The organism is Mesorhizobium sp. WSM3879 (assembly GCF_002294915.1).
Lineage (GTDB): Bacteria > Pseudomonadota > Alphaproteobacteria > Rhizobiales > Rhizobiaceae > Mesorhizobium.
In genome coordinates this window covers 331,313-348,409 of sequence record NZ_NSFZ01000005.1, presented here as the reverse complement: position 1 = coordinate 348,409, position 17,097 = coordinate 331,313, and the positions used below count along the sequence as shown (strand labels likewise).

The following is a 17,097-nucleotide window of genomic DNA, read 5'->3' as shown; positions in this document are numbered from 1 at the left end:
ATAGTTGCACGCTGCCCGCGGTGCTGGACTCGACATCTTGCCCGTGTATTGTTTCGCGCAGCCGATCAGGGCACCGCGGATGTCCGAGCATCGGTCTGTTGGTTCTAAACGGGAGGAAAATGCATGGATCGTCGTTCGTTCATCCGTAAGGCCGGTGCATCCGGTGTTGGTGTCGCGGCAGCGGCCGCCGCGCTTGCCACGCCGGCGATAGCCCAGTCCAATCCGAAAGTGACCTGGCGGCTGGCATCGTCCTTCCCGAAATCGCTCGACACGATCTATGGCGGTGCGGAAGTGTTCTCAAAAATGCTGTCGGAAGCGACCGACGGCAATTTCCAGGTTCAGGTCTTCGCCTCGGGCGAGCTCGTTCCCGGCCTGCAGGCGGCCGACGCCACCGCCGCAGGCACCGTCGAGGCATGCCACACGGTGGCATATTACTATTGGGGCAAGGACCCAACCTGGGCGCTGGGTGCCGCAGTGCCGTTCTCGCTCAACGCGCGCGGCATGAACGCTTGGCACTACCATGGCGGCGGCATTGACCTCTTCAACGAATTCCTTGCAACGCAAGGCCTGTTCGGCCTGCCGGGCGGCAACACCGGCGTGCAGATGGGCGGCTGGTTCCGCAAGCAGATCAACACGGTCGCCGATCTTTCCGGCCTCAAGATGCGCATCGGCGGCTTTGCCGGCAAAGTGGTGCAGAAGCTCGGCGTCGTGCCGCAGCAGATCGCCGGCGGCGACATCTACCCGGCGCTGGAAAAGGGCACGATCGACGCCGCCGAATGGGTCGGCCCCTATGACGACGAGAAGCTCGGCTTCTACAAGGTCGCGCCCTACTACTACTATCCCGGCTGGTGGGAAGGCGGCCCGACCGTGCATCTGATGTTCAACAAGGCGAAATACGAGGAATTGTCGCCTGCCTACAAGTCGCTGGTGCACACGGCCGCGCAAGCCGCCGACGCCAACATGCTGCAGAAATACGACTACCTCAATCCGGCGGCGGTGAAGCGGCTGGTCGCCAGCGGCGCCAAGCTGGCTCCTTTCAGCCAGGAAATCATGGCCGCCTGCTTCGAAAAGGCCAACGAAGTCTATGCCGAAATGGAGGCCAACAACGCGCCGTTCAAGAAGATCTGGGAATCCATCAAAGGCTTCCGCAAGGAGCACTATCTCTGGGCCCAGGTCGCCGAATACAACTACGACACCTTCATGATGGTGCAGCAGCGTAACGGCAAGCTGTAGCCGGGGTCTACGCCCTCTCCCCTATGGTGACGGGGAGAGGGCGCTGTCACCGCCGGTTTCGCCAATCGCCAACGTTGCAGGACTTCAGGTCCGGCCCGGCACGACCAGCACCTTGACCTCGCCGGGGGCGGCTGGGTTCGAGATCACCTGCGGCGCCTCTTCGAGTGGCACCTGCCTGGAAATCAGCTTGTCGATCTCGATCGCGCCGGACGCGATGAGGTCCGCGGCGCGTTGATGCGTGAAGGGATTGATGAAGGACCCGAGGACCTTCAACTCCCGGAACAGCACGTCGAAAGGCTCGAAAGCCACCTTCTGCCCCTGCGGCATCACGCCGACGATCACCACCGTGCCTCCGGCCTTGGCAATTCGCATCGACTGCTCGACGGTGTCGCGAACGCCGGCGCATTCCAGCACCACGTCGACGCCGCCCGGTACAAGCCCGGCTTTTCCGGCGATGGCCTCGATGGGATCGACGGCGCTGGGATCGACCGTAGCGGTCGCGCCGAGTTCTTCGGCCAGCGCCCGGCGCGAGGCCTGCCTGGTCGATAGGATGATGGTCGCGGCACCGGCAAGCTTCGCCAATTGCACGGTGAGCAGGCCGATGACGCCGCCGCCGAGCACCACCACCGAGCCGCCGGCCCTGATTCCGGCTAGGTCGATGCCGTGCAGGCAGCAGGCCAGCGGCTCGCAGAAGGCGCCATGCGTCGGCTTGAGGTTGCCGGGCAGGAGGAAGGCCTGGCCTTGCGGCATCACGACATAATCGGCGAAACCGCCGTCCCGGTGGATGCCGATAGCCCTGAGATTGCTGCACAAATTGACGCGGCCGGCTCGGCACTGGCTGCAGCGCCCGCAGGCGATGTTGGGGTCGCCCGTGACCCGATCGCCGACGGCGATGCCGGACACCGCGTCGCCGACCGCCTCGACGATGCCGCAGAATTCGTGGCCGAGCGTGACCGGCGGCGTGCACGGGAATTCGCCATGGAACAGGTGGCGGTCCGTGCCGCAGACGCCGCAGGCTTCGATCCGCACCAGAACATCCTCCGGCCCCGGCGCAGGTTTGTCGACCTCACGAAGGGCGATGCCGCCGATTGCTTCCAGCCGTACGGCTCTCATGACTTGGTCACCTCAGTTGAAACTCGGCGGCTTGGAAAGATCGGGCGCCGGCGCCGCCGGCTTGGCGGGGGCCGTATCGCCGAAATTCGGCGGCTGTGACAAGTCCGGGGTGCCAGGCGCGGCGGGCGCCGAGCCGCCACTGGCGGGCGCCGCGCCATTGTCGGCCGGCGGCGTGCCGAGCGGCGCAAGTCCCGGCATGTCCGGCAGCTTGAGGTCGATCGTGCTCGGCTCGACGGCGGTGCCCTTGTAGCGCATCACCATTTGCGGGAAGGCGATGGTAAGCCCGATCATGATCACCTGGATACAGACGAACGGCACCGCGCCCCAATAGATCTGGCCGGTGGTGACCGGCGCGATCTGTTTGCCGGTGATGCGGTCGAGATAGGGCACGCGCGCCGCGACCGAACGCAGGTAGAACAGCGCGAAGCCGAACGGCGGATGCATGAAGCTGGTCTGCATGTTTACGCCAAGCAGCACGCCGAACCAGATCAGGTCGATGCCGAGCTTGTCGGCGGCGGGCGCCAGCAGTGGCACGATGATGAAGGCGAGCTCGAAGAAGTCGAGGAAGAAGGCGAGCACGAAAACCAGCACGTTGACGCCGATCAGGAAGCCGGTCTCGCCGCCCGGCAGCGAGGTCAAGAGATGCTCGACCCAGATGTGGCCGTTGACGCCGTAGAAGGTGAGCGAGAAGACGCGCGCGCCGATCAGGATGAACAGCACGAAGGCGGAGAGCCGCGTCGTCGAGGCCAGCGCCTGCTTGATGACATCCATCGTCAGCCGCCCCTTGAAGCCCGCCATGATCAGCGCGCCGACGGCGCCCATGGCGCCGCCCTCGGTCGGGGTGGCGATGCCGAGGAAGATGGTGCCCAGCACCAGGAAGATCAGCGCCAGCGGCGGGATCAGCACGATCACCACCTGCTGTGCCAGCTTGGACATCATGTTGATGTGGAGGCGCTGGTCGGCGATCGCCACGATGTAGATGGCGATCACGCCCACGGTGGCGCCAAGGATGTCCGCATTGTCGCCATGCGTCGGCGCGAGGTAATGATAGGCCGCATAGGAAATCGCGCCGGTCACCAGCAGCGCCACGATCAGCGAAATCACGCCGTGGCCGAGCGTGCGGGCCTCGAGCGGCAATGCCGGCATCGAGTTCGGCCGGACGATCGACATGATCAGGATGTAGAGCATGTAGATGCCGGTCAGAACGAGGCCGGGGATCAGTGCGCCCGCATACATGTCGCCCACCGAGCGTCCAAGCTGGTCGGCCAGCACAATCAGCACCAGCGAGGGGGGGATGATCTGGGCCAGTGTGCCGGAAGCCGCGATCACGCCCGAGGCGAGGCGCCGGTCGTAGCCGTAGCGCAGCATGATCGGCAGCGAGATCAGCCCCATGGCGATGACGGAGGCCGCCACCACGCCGGTCGTTGCGGCAAGCAGTGCGCCGACGAAGATCACCGCATAGGCAAGCCCGCCGCGGATCGGGCCGAACAGCTGCCCGACCGTGTCGAGCAGGTCCTCGGCCATGCCGGATCGCTCCAGCACGATCCCCATGAAAGTGAAGAATGGAATGGCCAGCAGCGTGTCGTTCGACATCACCCTTGTGCCGTAGAAATTATCCGGCAGCGCATGCAGCAGCGGCCAGGCGAGGTTGATCGAGCCGCCGGAATAGGGCGACAAGAGCACGCCGATGAAGAAGAACAACAGGCCGTTCGCAGCGAGCGAGAAGGCGACGGGGTAGCCGATCAAAAGGAAGATGATCAGCGAGGCGAACATGATCGGCGCCATGTTCTGCGCGATGAACTCGATCATGAGCGCACCTCGCCGGACAGCGCCTTGGCTTCTTCGGCAAGCGCTTCGGCCTCGAGCGTGGCCTGGTCGTGGGCCGACACATAGGGAGTGGGATCCTCCATGTCGCCGCGCATGATGGCGATCTTCTTGATGATCTCGGCGACGCCCTGGATGGCCAGCAGGAAGAAGCCGACGAGCAGGATGGCCTTGGCCGGCCAGACGATCAGCCCGCCGGCATTGGTCGACATCTCGCCGCTGCGGAAGGACAGCGACACGTAAGGCACGAAGTAGATCACCATCAGCACCACGAACGGCATCAGGAAGAGGAGATGGCCGAGGAGGTCGATCCAGTGCTGCACGCGGCGGGGGAACATGCCGTAGACGATGTCGATGCGGATATGGTCGTTCTGTTTCAGCGTATAGGCGGCGGCCAGCATGAAGGCGGCGCCGAACAGATACCACTGCAGTTCGAGCCAGGCGTTGGAGGAGATGTCGAACACCTTGCGGATGACCGCGTTGCCGGCGCTCACCAGGATCGCAAGCAGGATCAGCCACGAGACCCAGCGGCCGATGAACTCGTTGATGCGGTCGATCGTCGTGGATAGAGCGAGCAGCCCTGCCATGCATTTCCTCCCTCGCGCACCGGCCCCGAGAATCGCGTTCGATTTCGGAAAGCACGATGCCTAACTCAAAGTGCTGGCGCCGCGCCCGAGTCCCCCTCCGGTGTCGCGCCGCTTGGCCCAACGGTATGCAGTGCGTGGCCCGGATGGTCAACATGGCAAAGCACGTGCCGGCGACCCACGCGGCGAGCAACGGTAAAAACCGGTCACCTCACGGCGCCTCATGCAACCAAAGTCTGATGGGTTTCAGGCGACCTTGGCCTGGTCGCGGCCGGCGCCGATCAGCACCAGCATGGCGACGAGGAAGAGGTATATCCAGCCGTCGCGCCATTCGAGCGGGAAATAACCGGCCCACAGCGATTCGGCCATGCCGAAGGCCGCGGCGCCGAGAGCAGCCTTGAGCGGCGACATGTAGCCGCCGACCGCCGTCACGAACAGGATCTTGAGGCCGTAGACGAGGCCCGTGCCGAAGCTGATGTTGCCATAGTAGATGCCGGCGAGCATGCCGGCAAAAGCCGCGCAGAAGCCGCCATAGAGCACCGCGCGGCGGAACACCGCGGTGACGTCGATGCCGCACATCGCTGCCGCCTTCGGGTCGTCGGACACGGCCCGCCAGGCGCGTCCGAAGCGCGAATGCGAAAACAGCCACGCGGCCACCGCCACCATCGCCATCACCGCCGCGCAATCCAAGAGCTGGATAACGGTCAGCGTCACCTTGAAGCCGGCACCCTGCGCGAAGACGACGGGCTGGGCGAGCATCGGCGGCAGCCAGAGATCATGGGTGTCGGCGGCGATGCGGCTTGCTTCCGACAGGAACAGCAAGATGCCGAGCGTCGTCACCACGATGGCGTTGGGCGACCGGTCCGCCAGCCTCTCGAACACGCTGCGCGACAGCACCTGGCTGATCAGCACCGAATAGAGCAGGGCAGCAACGATACCTAGCGCGACCGAGGCGAACAGCGTCAGCCACAGCGCCTGATAGCCGAAGGCGGCGGTCAGGATCATGGTGTGGCCGCAAAAGGCAAACAGCGCGCCATAGGCAAGGTTGGTGCGGTGCAGGATGCCGTTGGTAAGCACGTAGCCGAAGGCGAGCAGCGCATAGAGCGCGCCCGAATGCAGGCCGTTCAGCACCTGCTGATAGAAATAAAGCATGGAGCATCCCTAGGGCCGTGCGAACTGGCCCCCGTTTGGAGCGTTGCATCCGAAATCTAACTTGTCAAATACGTTTTATCGGTTAGATTTCTGGCATGACGGTATCCTGGACCCCGCACCGCTTCACCGGCGGCATCCTCGCGCTCGACACGGCGAACACGGTCGTCCTGCGCAATGACCCGGAAAAGACCTTCGACCGTTTCGCTGATCCCGCCGAGATCGCCCGCTTCGCCGAGGCGGCGAGCGGCTTTCGCGCCGCCGAGCTTGGCGGCCGGCGGCTGGAGGCGCCTGAACCGGGCGGCATCGCCGCGGCCGTGCTGTCGATCCGCGAGGCGACGGACCGCCTGTTCCGCCATGCCATAGCGAAAGGCGCGATCGCCGCCGGCCATCTGCCGGATTTCCTGACCGCCTGCGCCAACGGCCTCTCCGGCAGCAGCATCGAAATCGGCGCACCGGGCAGGCCCTTTGGCGATCCGGCGACGCCGATAGCCTTCGAGGCGGCTTTGGCCGTCTCGGCGCTTTCGCTGCTGCGCGACGACACCGTTGCCAGGCTCAGGATCTGTCCGAACTGCAGCTGGCTCTTTCTGGACCGCAGCCGCAACTCAAGCCGCCTCTGGTGCGACATGGCCGTCTGCGGCAACCGCCAGAAAGCGAACCGCTATTATCGCCGCCGCACGGCGGCCAGGGAGGCCACCAATGCTTAGAAAATTCCGTTCGATCGCTCTCGGCGCGGCCCTGATCGCCGCGACGGCGCTCGGCGCCTGCCGCGACACCGGCAAGGAGCAGCTCTTCGCCATTTCCGGCAAGCTGTTCGAGTTCAACTACCGGCTTGGCATCGCCACCTATGTCATCACGCTGAGACCGCTGCGGCCGATGGGCGAGGGACAGATTGCGGTGGTGAATTTCCAGAATCCGGCCGGCGGCGACCCGCTCATCGTCAACCAGAAGATCTGGCCGAAGCTCCCGCATATCACCTTGACCAGCCCGCCGCTCACCTGCGTGGTCAAGGACAAGCCCTATTCCGTGACGATCCGCATCGAGGATTCGAGCGGCACGTTGCTTCAAAGCCTCGAGACGACGATGACCTCCTCGGCGGACCAGACCATGCTGCCGGACCGGCCGCTGGTGATCGGGCCGAAATACGAGCTCAACCCGGACCTTGCCGGCCATCCCGACGGCAAGCTGCCGGATGCGCCCAAGCCGGATTGCTCGAAGGCGGCTTGAGGCCCGTTGACCGGTCGAAATTTTCGTGCGCTGCAAAGCGTTTAGCGTGCGATTGAATGCGGCGACCGCTTCCAGCGGGACCGTTTGTTGCGTGCGCTCTGGTCGCTGCGATTTCGTTTGACCTGTCCCGCAAGGGAAGAAAGACTGCGGCCTCTCACTCCGACGTTGGCCGCCGATCCACGGCGCGCCTCCGCAGAGGACATGCCTGATGACGCTGCATGACGTCGCGCTCGACGACAAGTTCGACCTTGGCAAGGAGCGCGTTTTCCTGTCCGGGGCGCAAGCCGTCGTGCGCATGCTTTTGATGCAGCGCGAGCGCGACCGCCGCGCCGGCCTCAACACCGCAGGCTTCGTCTCCGGCTATCGCGGCTCGCCGCTGGGCGGCCTCGACATGCAGCTGTGGAAGGCGAAGCGGCAGCTTGCGCAGGCCGACATCGTCTTTCAGCCGGGCCTCAACGAAGAGCTCGCCGCCACCGCGTGCTGGGGCTCGCAGCAGACCGAGTTGCTCGGCGAAGGCATCCATGACGGCGTCTTTGCCGTCTGGTACGGCAAGGGGCCGGGCGTCGACCGCTCCGGCGACGTTTTCCGCCACGCCAATCTCGCCGGCTCGTCGAGAAATGGCGGCGTTCTCGCCCTGATGGGCGACGACCACATGGCCGAATCCTCGACGAACGCACATGCCACCGAATTCCTGTTCGTCGACACCATGGTGCCGATCCTCAACCCCGCCGGCGTCCAGGAGATCATCGACTACGGTCTCCTTGGCTTCGCCATGTCGCGTTTCGCCGGCACCTGGGCGGCGATCAAATGCGTCAAGGACAATATCGAATCGACCGCTTCGGTCGACGCCTCGATCGAGCGGCTGAACATCGTCATTCCTGATTTCGACATGCCGCCGGGCGGCCTCAACATCCGCCACGAGATCGACATGCTCGGCCAGGAGGAGCGCCTGCAGGAGCACAAGCGCGCCGCCGCTTCCGCCTTCATCCAGGCCAACGGGCTCAATCGGACTGTCTATTCGGGCGGCAGCAACCCGAAGCTCGGCATCATCACCATAGGCAAGAGCTATCTCGACGTCCGCCAGGCGCTGGAGGATATCGGCATCGACGAAAATGCGGCCAATCGCATAGGCATCCGCCTGTTCAAGGTCGGCTGCCCCTGGCCGCTCGATTATCAGCATATCGCCGACTTCGCCCGCGGCCTCGACACCATCGTCGTCGTCGAGGAGAAGCGCTCGTTGATCGAGGTCCAGTTGCGCGAGAACCTCTACGGTTCCGCTATTCAGCCTGCCATCGTCGGCAAGAAGGACGAGCGCGGGGACTGGCTGTTTCCGGCCAAGGGCGCGCTCGACCCGAACGAGATCGCGATCGCGCTCGGCGAGCGTATCCTGCGCACCATCGGCCCCTTGGAGGAGATCGCGGCGCGCGTGGCGAAGCTGCGCCAGTTCCAGGCGATGCTCGCCGATACCGTCGACATCGGTTCGCGCACGCCGTTCTTCTGCTCGGGCTGCCCGCACAATTCCTCGACCAAGGTGCCGGAGGGCTCGCTTGCCGCCGCCGGCATCGGCTGCCACTTCATGGCGCTGTGGATGGACCGTAACACGGTCGGCTTCACCGCCATGGGCGGCGAGGGCGCGCAATGGGTCGGCCAGGCGCCGTTCTCCAAGCGCGGCCATATCTTCCAGAATCTCGGCGATGGCACCTACAACCACTCCGGCGCGCTGGCGATCCGCTTTGCGCTCTCCTCAGGCGCCAACATCACCTACAAGATCCTCTACAATGACGCAGTCGCCATGACCGGCGGCCAGCCGCACGAAGGTGGCCTCACCGTCGATATGATCGCCAGACAGGTGCGCGCCGAGGGCGTCGAGCGCATCGCCGTCGTCACCGACGAGCCGGCTAAATATGCCGGCAAGGCCGATTTCCCGCCCGGCGCCACGATCCATCACCGCGACGACCTCGACCTCGTCCAGCGCGAGCTGCGCGAGGTCAAGGGCGTGTCGGTGCTTCTCTATGACCAGACCTGTGCCGCGGAAAAGCGTCGGCGCCGCAAGCGCGGCACCTTCCCCGATCCCGACAAGCGCGTCTTCATCAACGAACTGGTCTGCGAAGGCTGCGGCGATTGCGGCGTGCAGTCGAACTGCGTCTCGATCCAGCCGGTCGAGACCGAATTCGGCCGCAAGCGCCGGATCGACCAGTCGAGCTGCAACAAGGATTTTTCCTGCCTCAACGGCTTCTGCCCCTCTTTCGTGACGGTGCATGGCGGCAAGATCAGGAAGGCCGAGGGGATTGCCGGCAAGAGCGATCCGCTCGAAGGCGTGCCGTCACCCGGCGAATTTCCACTCGGATCTCAGGGCTGGGCGGCGATCATCGACGGCGTCGGCGGCACCGGCGTCGTCACCATCGGCGCGGTGCTGGGCATGGCTGCCCATATCGAGGGCAAGGGCTGCGGCATGATCGACATGGCGGGCCTTGCCCAGAAGGGCGGCTCGGTCTTCACCCATGTCCGCATCGCCCCGACGCCCGAGGACATCCACGCCATCCGCGTTTCCGCTGGCAAGGCCGATCTTGTGCTTGGCTGCGACCTCGTCGTCTCCGGCGCCAAAAAGGTGCTCGCCGCGGTGCGAGAGGGCCATACCATGTTCCTCGCCAACACCGCCGAGATCATGCCCGGCGAATTCACCCGTTCCGCCGATTTTTCGCTGCCGGTCGAGCGGCTGAAGAAGGCGATCCGTGCCGCCGCCGGCGACGACAAGGCCCACTTCTTCGATGCCACCCGCACGGCGACCGCGCTGTTCGGCAATTCGCTCGGCGCCAACATGTTCATGCTCGGCTTCGCCTTCCAGCATGGCGGGCTGCCGCTCTCGGCCGAAGCCGTTGAAAAAGCGATAGAATTGAACGGCGAAGCGGTGGTGATGAACATCGCCGCCTTCCGCTGGGGCCGTCGCGCCGCGCACCAGCCGGATTTCGTGCGCGGCCTGGTCGGTCGTACCGGCAAGCCGGCGTCGGCACCCGAAACGCTCGACGACATTGTCGCCCGGCGGGTGGCTTTCCTCACCGCCTACCAGAACGCCGCCTATGGCAAGCGCTATTCCAACAGGATCGCGGCCCTGCGCGCAGCCGAGGCGAGAGCGGTTCCCGGCTCAACGGCCGTCACCGAGGCGGCCGCGAAAAACCTCTTCAAGCTGATGGCGATCAAGGACGAATACGAGGTGGCCCGGCTTTACACCGACGACAGCTTCGCCGCCGATCTCGCAAGGCAGTTCCAAAGCTACGAAAAGCTGGAATTTCACCTCGCGCCGCCGATCCTCGGGCGGCGCGGCAATGACGGCAAGCCGAGGAAATCGAGTTTCGGCCCGTGGATGATGAAGGCATTTCGCCTGCTTGCTGTCATGAGAGGCCTGCGCGGCACCGCGTTCGACCTGTTCGGCCATACCGCCGAACGGCGCGCCGAGCGGCAACTGCTTGCGCAATACGAGGCCGATCTTGATCTGATCGCCGCAGCGCTTGCGCCGGGCAAGGTCGAGGCCGCCGCCGCTCTGGCCTCCGTTCCGGCGCTCATCCGCGGCTATGGCCATGTCCGGCAGGCCAGCGCCGCCAAGGCGTCCGAAGAGCGCTCCAGGCTGCTGCAGCGGCTGACCGAGGCCGCTCCGGTGCCCGTTCTCAGCGCTGCCGAGTGATTGCGCCAGACCAATCCCGAAGTTTTCGTCGGTCGGCCTAAAGTGCCTCGCGTCGAAATGGATCCAGGCGAGGCGCTTTAGGCCTTTGTTCGATGCAGGTCGTTCTCCCAAAAACCGCTGCGCACTTGTGGGTGACATGCGTTAGGTCCTTTGCGCCCTTGGCGGGCAGACCGAAGCCGCTGCTCAAGACGGTTCTGTTCTAAGCCTTTCTTAAGGCGGTTGTGTCATGACAAGGCTTAGCGTTGGGCCGACCCTATGGGCAAAACAAAGACCGAAAGCATCCCCGCGGATGTTTATATCCAATTTGTGCGGTCGTTGTTCGACAACGCGCACATGTTGTTGATCGGTGGCGCGTGCTACTGGATCCTCGGATTCATGATCTATCTGCGCACCCACAATCCCCTGTTCCTGGCGTTTTCTTTTGCCCTGCTTTCCGTCAGCCTTATCCGTTACTTCGGCATTCGCGGCTTCCTGAGGACAGGCGGCGCGATTGCCGATGTCGAACACGCGCAGCGGTTGGAGCGCAGCTACATCCTGAAGGGCTGCCTTCAGGGTCTCGGATTGGGCGCGCTGTGTTTCGTGTCGATCTACATATATCCCGAACCGTTCGCCGAGCTGGCGGCAATGTCGCTGACGCTGGCGACCCTGGTCACCGTTGTCGCCCGCAACTATGGGTCGCCGCGCATGGTGCGGATCTTTTCCGTGACCTTCATCGGTCCGGCGGCTCTCGCGCTCCTGCTGCGCATGGATGCGCCCTCCGTCGTCCTCGGCCTGATGATCATCCCGATGACGTTCATCACCATCACCGGCGCCGATCATGTCCGCAACGTGCTGTTCTCGGCGGTCATCGGCCACAAGCAGGCGAGAAACCTGACGCGCAGGTTCGACCGCGCGCTCAACACGATGTCGCACGGCCTGGTCATGCTCGGCCCCGACGGGCGCGTCGCCGTCGCCAATGCCGAGGCCGCCCATCTGATGTCGCTGAAATCGGCCGACGCGCTGCTCGGGCGCTCGATCCACGGCCTTCTGATGCGCGGCGTCGCCGGCGGCATGCTGGCACCGAAGGATTGCCGCTACATCGAGGCGCAGCTGACGCGCGCCTTGCGCGAGGGCCGGGACCGCAAGGTGCTCGTGTCGCTCGCCAATGGCCAGCACTACGAGTTCTCCGCGCGCGAAGGCAGCCAGGAACTCGGCGTCATCACCTTCGAGGACGTCACGGCCCGGGTCGAGGCGGAGGAAAAGATCCGTTTCATGGCGCGCTACGACAACCTCACCGGCCTGCCGAACCGTGCCTACTTCCACGAGCTGGTCGGCGAAGCCATGGCGTCCGGCGACCGCGACCGGCTCTGCGGCCTGGCGGTGCTCGACCTTGATGATTTCAAGAGCGTCAACGACACGCTCGGCCACCCGGTCGGCGACGGTTTGATCTACGCCGTAGCCGAGCGGCTGGCAGCGGTCGCCGGGCCGGGCATCAATGTCAGCCGCTTCGGCGGCGACGAATTCATGATCTATTTCGACCGCATCGAGGATGAGAGCCATCTCAGCAGCCTGCTCGACGAGATCTTCGCCGGCCTGCAGGGCGAAGTCGACGTCGCCGGTCACGGCCTGCGCATCCAGACCAGCGGCGGCGCGGTGTTGTCCGTGGTCAAGGACACCGACGTTGACGGCATGATCGTCAAGGCGGACCTCGCGCTCTACAAAGCCAAGGAGCTCGGCAAGAACAGCTGGCGGCTGTTCGAGGCATCGATGGACGCCGCCTTCCGCAATCGCCAGCTGATGAAGGCCGATCTGCGCAGCGCCGTGCAAGCCAAGGAGTTGCGCGTCGTCTACCAGCCGATCGTGTCGATGAGCACCATGCGCATCGCCAGCTGCGAGGCGCTCTGCCGCTGGGATCATCCCGATCTCGGCCCGATTTCGCCGGGCGTCTTCATTCCGCTGGCCGAGGAGATGGGCATCATCTCCGAGATCAGCTCTTTCGTGCTGCAGGCGGCCTGCGCCGAATGCGCCAAATGGCCGGCCCAGACCAGCGTTTCGATCAACCTGTCGGCCAAGGACTTCCGCAACCGCGACGTCGTGCAGAAGGTGCGTGATGCCCTGGCGGCGTCGGGCCTTGCGCCGCACCGGCTCGAGATCGAGGTGACGGAGACTGCCCTGCTCGACGACAAATCGCTGACCCGCGAGCTGATCGAAGAGCTGAAAGCGCTGGGCGTCCGCATCGCGCTCGACGACTTCGGCACCGGCTATTCCAGCCTCAGCTACCTGCACAAGCTGCCGCTCGACAAGATCAAGATTGACCGCTCCTTCCTCATCGACGTGACCCAGAGCCCCCAGTCGCTCGATCTTCTGAAGGGTATCGTCGGCTTGACCCGGACGCTGGGCCTGGTCGTCACGATCGAAGGGGTGGAGACTTTCGAGCAGCTGAAGATATTGGTGCGTTCGGTCAAGCCGGACCTCGTGCAAGGCTTCCTGTTCGGCGCCGCGCTCAGCGCGTCCGGCATCGAGACGATGTCGAACGTCACCTGGCCGTTCGCCGCGGACCTGCGCCTCGCCCCCAGACGGTCGGCCAGATAGGGAATTTCATCAAGCAGGATTGAGAATGCGCGTTGCTTTGGCTGCGCAGCCATTTTCGCCAAATCGGAAGGTTTTCACCCGAGTTATTCAGGTTCAAAAGCTCGCAATTGTTTTCTCTAAGCAATTCAATACAGCCGAGTATTTTGGCCAGATGTCCTATATTGCTGTCAGCTGCGGCGGCCCAGTCCTATCAGTTCTGGCAGCTGTGTACTCTTTGATATCGGATGCGAGCCAAGGTCCGGGCGCCCGGTCGACTTTTCCATGCAACCCTTTCCGGCGCATTGTTAAGGTTAACGGAAGGTAAACCAGCAGTATCGAATTTTCGGCTTGTGTCTCATTTTGACTCGAATAGCCTGTTTACAGGCGGATACGAGGACTTGAGAATGGATGCTGCAAGGAACGATGCGCAGGCTGGCGCCGGCGCAAATGCTGGCTCGGCGCTGAATCGTTCGATCATGCAATTGCTGGAGCATGTCGATTATCGTCTGATCACGGGGGGCGAAGATCTGGAGGCGATCTACCGTCTTCGCTATCAGTCCTACCTGCGCTCAGGCATGTGCGGCCCGATCGCCAGCGGGATGTTCGAGGATCGCTGGGACAACCTGCCGAATTCCTACCGGTTCGGCGTCTATTTCGATGGCCACTTGGTCAGCACGCTGCGGCTCCATTACATTTCCCGCGAGCACCCCTATTCGCCCTCTGTCGACGCCTATCCGGAAATCTTGGCCGAGCGGCTTGCCCGCGGAGAAACCTTCATAGACGGAACCCGGTTCGCAACCGACGCGGATAGCGCGCCCGCGCCCGGAGTCCTGCCTTTCCTGACGCTGAGGCTCGGCATGGTGGCTTCCAGCTATTTTGGCCAGACGGCCGTGCTGACGCCGGTCAAGGTCGAACATTCCGCCTACTACGCCCGCATCTTCCATGCCGTGCAGCGGACAGAAGGCAAGGTGTTTCCGGGTGTCCTTGCGCCGATCGCCTTGTTCGAGATCCCCTGTGGTGAAAACTTGCGCCAGACGCTCGACCGCTTCCCTTTCTTCAAGTCGACGCCGGTGGAGCAGCGGATGATGTTCGCCAATCCGGCCATCAACCGGCTCACCCCGCTGTCGATCGTACCGACGGCCAAATACTATCGCGATGCCGCCTGAACGGGCGTCCTTCCGCGCCTCGTGAACCTTCCCCGCCGCTCCCGCGTTACGAGTACCGGCGTCACTGATCATCGGCGGCGCCGCATTCTTGCCCCCAGGCTTGTCGCCGGCTCAAATCGGGTTTTTCACCGGAAGGAGTAAGATTATTATGACCATCCACTCGCTTGCGCTCACGCCCCTGATCTCGCTGATCGCCGGCATATTGATCCTGGTGATGCCGCGCCTGCTCAATTACATCGTCGCGCTCTATCTGATCGTGGTCGGCCTGCTCGGCCTGTTTCCGCACCTCGCCGCCTAATGCATCTCGCCCGGAACCGTGCAGCGGTTCTGGGCAACGGCACCCATCAAAAAGAGCTTTGAAGCGTCTCGCCTGAATCCGATTCAGCGTGACGCGCTTTAAAGGCCTACGACGCCCCTCGTCACGGCGAGGGCCTCCCATCGCAATTTTAGCTTCCGCCCATTTCAACTTTCGTTTGAGGCTGTTGTCGCCGGCCGTGCGGCAATAGCGCCATTGCTCTTGCTCGGGCTTTTCGCTATGTGCCTCGAAGGCATTTTCGAAGGGGTATTCCTATGGCTGATCACACGCCGACCGGTCCTGTCGAACTGGGCGCGCAGATGGACTATGCCGAGCATGATCGCACCTACAACGCATTTCTCACGCTCGCCAAATACGGCTCGCTCGTCTGCGCTGCCATTCTGCTGGCCATGGCCTTCGGCTTCTTCGCGGGCGGCTTCTTCTCGGCGACCATCCTGTTCATCGTGATCATGGCCGTCGGCTATTTCATTCTGCGGTAGACTTTCCAAGCCATTGCGTTCGACGTTTCGCCGGAGGTCCCGGCCGACGCCTTGCGCAGCAAGGTTCCAGCCGAAAGGATCATGCGGTGGGGCAGACGGTATTCATCCCTCGTGAGCTTGACGCGAACGAGCCGAGAGTCGCGGCCTCGCCCGAGACGGTGAAAAGGCTGGCCGGCCTGGGCTTCGAGGTGATCGTCGAGAAGGGCGCCGGCCTGGGCTCGCGCATCACCGATCAGGAATTTGCCACCGCCGGCGGCACGATTGGAACTGCCGGGGACGCCAAGAACGCCGATGTGGTGCTGAAGGTGCGCCGGCCGACCGATGCCGAGCTCAAGGGCTACAAATCGGGCGCGGCCGTCATCGCCATCATGGATCCTTACGGCAACGATGCGGCGCTTGCCGCGATGGCCAGTGCCGGCATCACCGCCTTCTCGATGGAGTTCATGCCGCGCATCACCCGCGCGCAGGTGATGGACGTACTCTCCTCGCAGGCCAATCTGGCCGGCTACCAGGCGGTGGTCGATGCGGCGGCCGAATATGACCGCGCGCTGCCGATGATGATGACGGCGGCGGGCACGGTGCCGGCAGCAAAAACCTTCATCATGGGTGTCGGCGTCGCCGGTCTGCAGGCGATCGCCACCGCGCGCCGTCTCGGCGCCGTCGTCACCGCCACCGACGTGCGTCCGGCGGTGAAGGAGCAGGTGCAGTCGCTCGGCGCAAAGTTCCTGGCGGTCGAGGACGAGGAGTTCAAGGCGGCGGAGACCGCCGGCGGCTACGCCAAGGAAATGTCGAAGGAATATCAGGCCAAGCAGGCGGCACTGACCGCAGAGCACATCGCCAAGCAGGATATCGTCATCACCACGGCGCTGATCCCCGGCCGTCCGGCGCCGAAGCTGGTGTCGGCCGCCATGGTCGCTTCGATGAAGCCGGGTTCGGTGATCGTCGACCTCGCCGTCGAGCGCGGCGGCAATGTCGAAGGCGCGGTGCCCGGCAGGGTCGTGACGACGGAAAACGGCGTCAAGATCGTCGGCCATCTCAATGTTCCCGGTCGTGTCGCTGCATCCGCTTCGCTTCTCTACGCCAAGAACCTCTACGCCTTCCTCGAGACGATGGTCGACAAGGCGACGAAGACCCTTGCCATCAAGCGCGATGACGAGTTGGTCAAAGCGACGATGCTGACCGATGCCGGCCAAGTCGTGCACCCCAGTTTCGCCAAGGCCGCCGAGACGCCGCGCACCGAGCCGGCTGCGATCCCGGCCACCGTCCTGGTCGCGGATGCCGCCGACAAGAAACCGGTGCCCAGGAAGAGGGCCGCAGCCAAGTCACCCTCGCCTAAGCCAGAAGGGACCGCGTGATGGAACAGCTGCAGAAAGCCCTCGACCAGCTCGATCAGGCGACGGCTGCCGTACGCCTCGCGGTGCAGGATCTCGCCAATGCGCCCGCCGGCGCCGAGGCTGTCGGCAACGCGGCGCACGCGCTCTCGGGCGGCGCCATCGATCCCTTCGTCTTCCGCTTCGCCATCTTCGTGCTGGCGATCTTCGTCGGCTATTATGTCGTCTGGTCGGTGACGCCGGCGCTGCACACGCCGCTGATGGCCGTCACCAACGCCATCTCCTCGGTCATCGTCGTCGGCGCGCTGCTCGCCGTCGGCATCGCGGCCTCCGGCCTTGCGGCGGGCTTCGGCTTCATCGCCCTGGTGCTGGTGTCGGTCAACATCTTCGGCGGCTTCCTCGTCACTCAGCGCATGCTCGCCATGTACAAGAAGAAGGAAAAGTGA

14 protein-coding genes are annotated in these 17,097 nt (G+C 64.1%); 10 read left to right on the top strand and 4 right to left on the bottom strand.

From position 1 onward, the window contains the following. Window positions 1-123 precede the first annotated feature (123 nt). A complete protein-coding gene (locus CK218_RS14590) occupies window positions 124-1,233 on the top strand; it encodes a TRAP transporter substrate-binding protein (RefSeq protein ID WP_067003340.1) in 1,110 nt (369 codons plus the stop codon). An 84-nt stretch (window positions 1,234-1,317) separates the two neighbouring features. Here the strand turns inward: CK218_RS14590 and CK218_RS14585 are convergent, their stop codons facing one another. From CK218_RS14585 to CK218_RS14570, 4 genes are all read right to left on the bottom strand, one after another. Then, window positions 1,318-2,346, bottom strand: a complete 1,029-nt coding sequence (locus CK218_RS14585) for a zinc-dependent alcohol dehydrogenase family protein (protein WP_095828155.1) — start codon at window positions 2,344-2,346, stop codon at window positions 1,318-1,320. A 12-nt stretch (window positions 2,347-2,358) separates the two neighbouring features. Further along, window positions 2,359-4,155 (bottom strand): TRAP transporter large permease subunit, encoded by a 1,797-nt coding sequence (locus CK218_RS14580; RefSeq protein ID WP_179294506.1) that lies wholly within the window; start codon window positions 4,153-4,155, stop codon window positions 2,359-2,361. Then, window positions 4,152-4,757 (bottom strand): TRAP transporter small permease subunit, encoded by a 606-nt coding sequence (locus CK218_RS14575; protein WP_095828154.1) that lies wholly within the window; start codon window positions 4,755-4,757, stop codon window positions 4,152-4,154. The genes CK218_RS14580 and CK218_RS14575 overlap by 4 nt, the downstream gene beginning before the upstream one ends. A gap of 243 nt (window positions 4,758-5,000) precedes the next feature. After that, a complete protein-coding gene (locus CK218_RS14570) occupies window positions 5,001-5,906 on the bottom strand; it encodes a branched-chain amino acid ABC transporter permease (protein ID WP_095776991.1) in 906 nt (301 codons plus the stop codon). Between the two features lie 95 nt (window positions 5,907-6,001). Between CK218_RS14570 and CK218_RS14565 the strand changes: the two genes are divergently transcribed. The 9 genes from CK218_RS14565 to CK218_RS14525 all read left to right on the top strand — a co-directional run bounded on the left by CK218_RS14565 (window position 6,002) and on the right by CK218_RS14525 (window position 17,097). After that, window positions 6,002-6,610, top strand: a complete 609-nt coding sequence (locus tag CK218_RS14565; protein WP_095828153.1) for a CGNR zinc finger domain-containing protein — start codon at window positions 6,002-6,004, stop codon at window positions 6,608-6,610. Further along, on the top strand, window positions 6,603-7,130 hold the full coding sequence (locus CK218_RS14560) for a hypothetical protein (protein ID WP_067324162.1): 528 nt from the start codon (window positions 6,603-6,605) through the stop codon (window positions 7,128-7,130). Before CK218_RS14565 ends, CK218_RS14560 begins: the two co-directional genes overlap by 8 nt. Before the next feature lie 175 nt (window positions 7,131-7,305). Then, window positions 7,306-10,809 (top strand): indolepyruvate ferredoxin oxidoreductase family protein, encoded by a 3,504-nt coding sequence (locus tag CK218_RS14555; protein WP_280950826.1) that lies wholly within the window; start codon window positions 7,306-7,308, stop codon window positions 10,807-10,809. A gap of 255 nt (window positions 10,810-11,064) precedes the next feature. Further along, on the top strand, window positions 11,065-13,380 hold the full coding sequence (locus tag CK218_RS14550; RefSeq protein ID WP_067003356.1) for an EAL domain-containing protein: 2,316 nt from the start codon (window positions 11,065-11,067) through the stop codon (window positions 13,378-13,380). A gap of 224 nt (window positions 13,381-13,604) precedes the next feature. Continuing rightward, window positions 13,605-14,525: a hypothetical protein gene (locus tag CK218_RS14545; RefSeq protein WP_245425934.1), complete on the top strand. Its 921-nt coding sequence runs from the start codon at window positions 13,605-13,607 to the stop codon at window positions 14,523-14,525. Window positions 14,526-14,673: 148 nt separating this feature from the next. Continuing rightward, complete coding sequence (locus CK218_RS14540; protein ID WP_067003359.1) at window positions 14,674-14,823, top strand: DUF3096 domain-containing protein; 150 nt, start codon at window positions 14,674-14,676, stop codon at window positions 14,821-14,823. A gap of 272 nt (window positions 14,824-15,095) precedes the next feature. Beyond that, window positions 15,096-15,320: an aa3-type cytochrome c oxidase subunit IV gene (locus CK218_RS14535; RefSeq protein WP_067003362.1), complete on the top strand. Its 225-nt coding sequence runs from the start codon at window positions 15,096-15,098 to the stop codon at window positions 15,318-15,320. An 86-nt stretch (window positions 15,321-15,406) separates the two neighbouring features. Further along, window positions 15,407-16,675 carry a Re/Si-specific NAD(P)(+) transhydrogenase subunit alpha gene (locus CK218_RS14530; protein ID WP_095828151.1) on the top strand — a complete coding sequence of 423 codons (1,269 nt, stop codon included), beginning with the start codon at window positions 15,407-15,409 and terminating at the stop codon, window positions 16,673-16,675. Then, window positions 16,675-17,097, top strand: a complete 423-nt coding sequence (locus CK218_RS14525) for an NAD(P) transhydrogenase subunit alpha (RefSeq protein ID WP_095828150.1) — start codon at window positions 16,675-16,677, stop codon at window positions 17,095-17,097. Before CK218_RS14530 ends, CK218_RS14525 begins: the two co-directional genes overlap by 1 nt.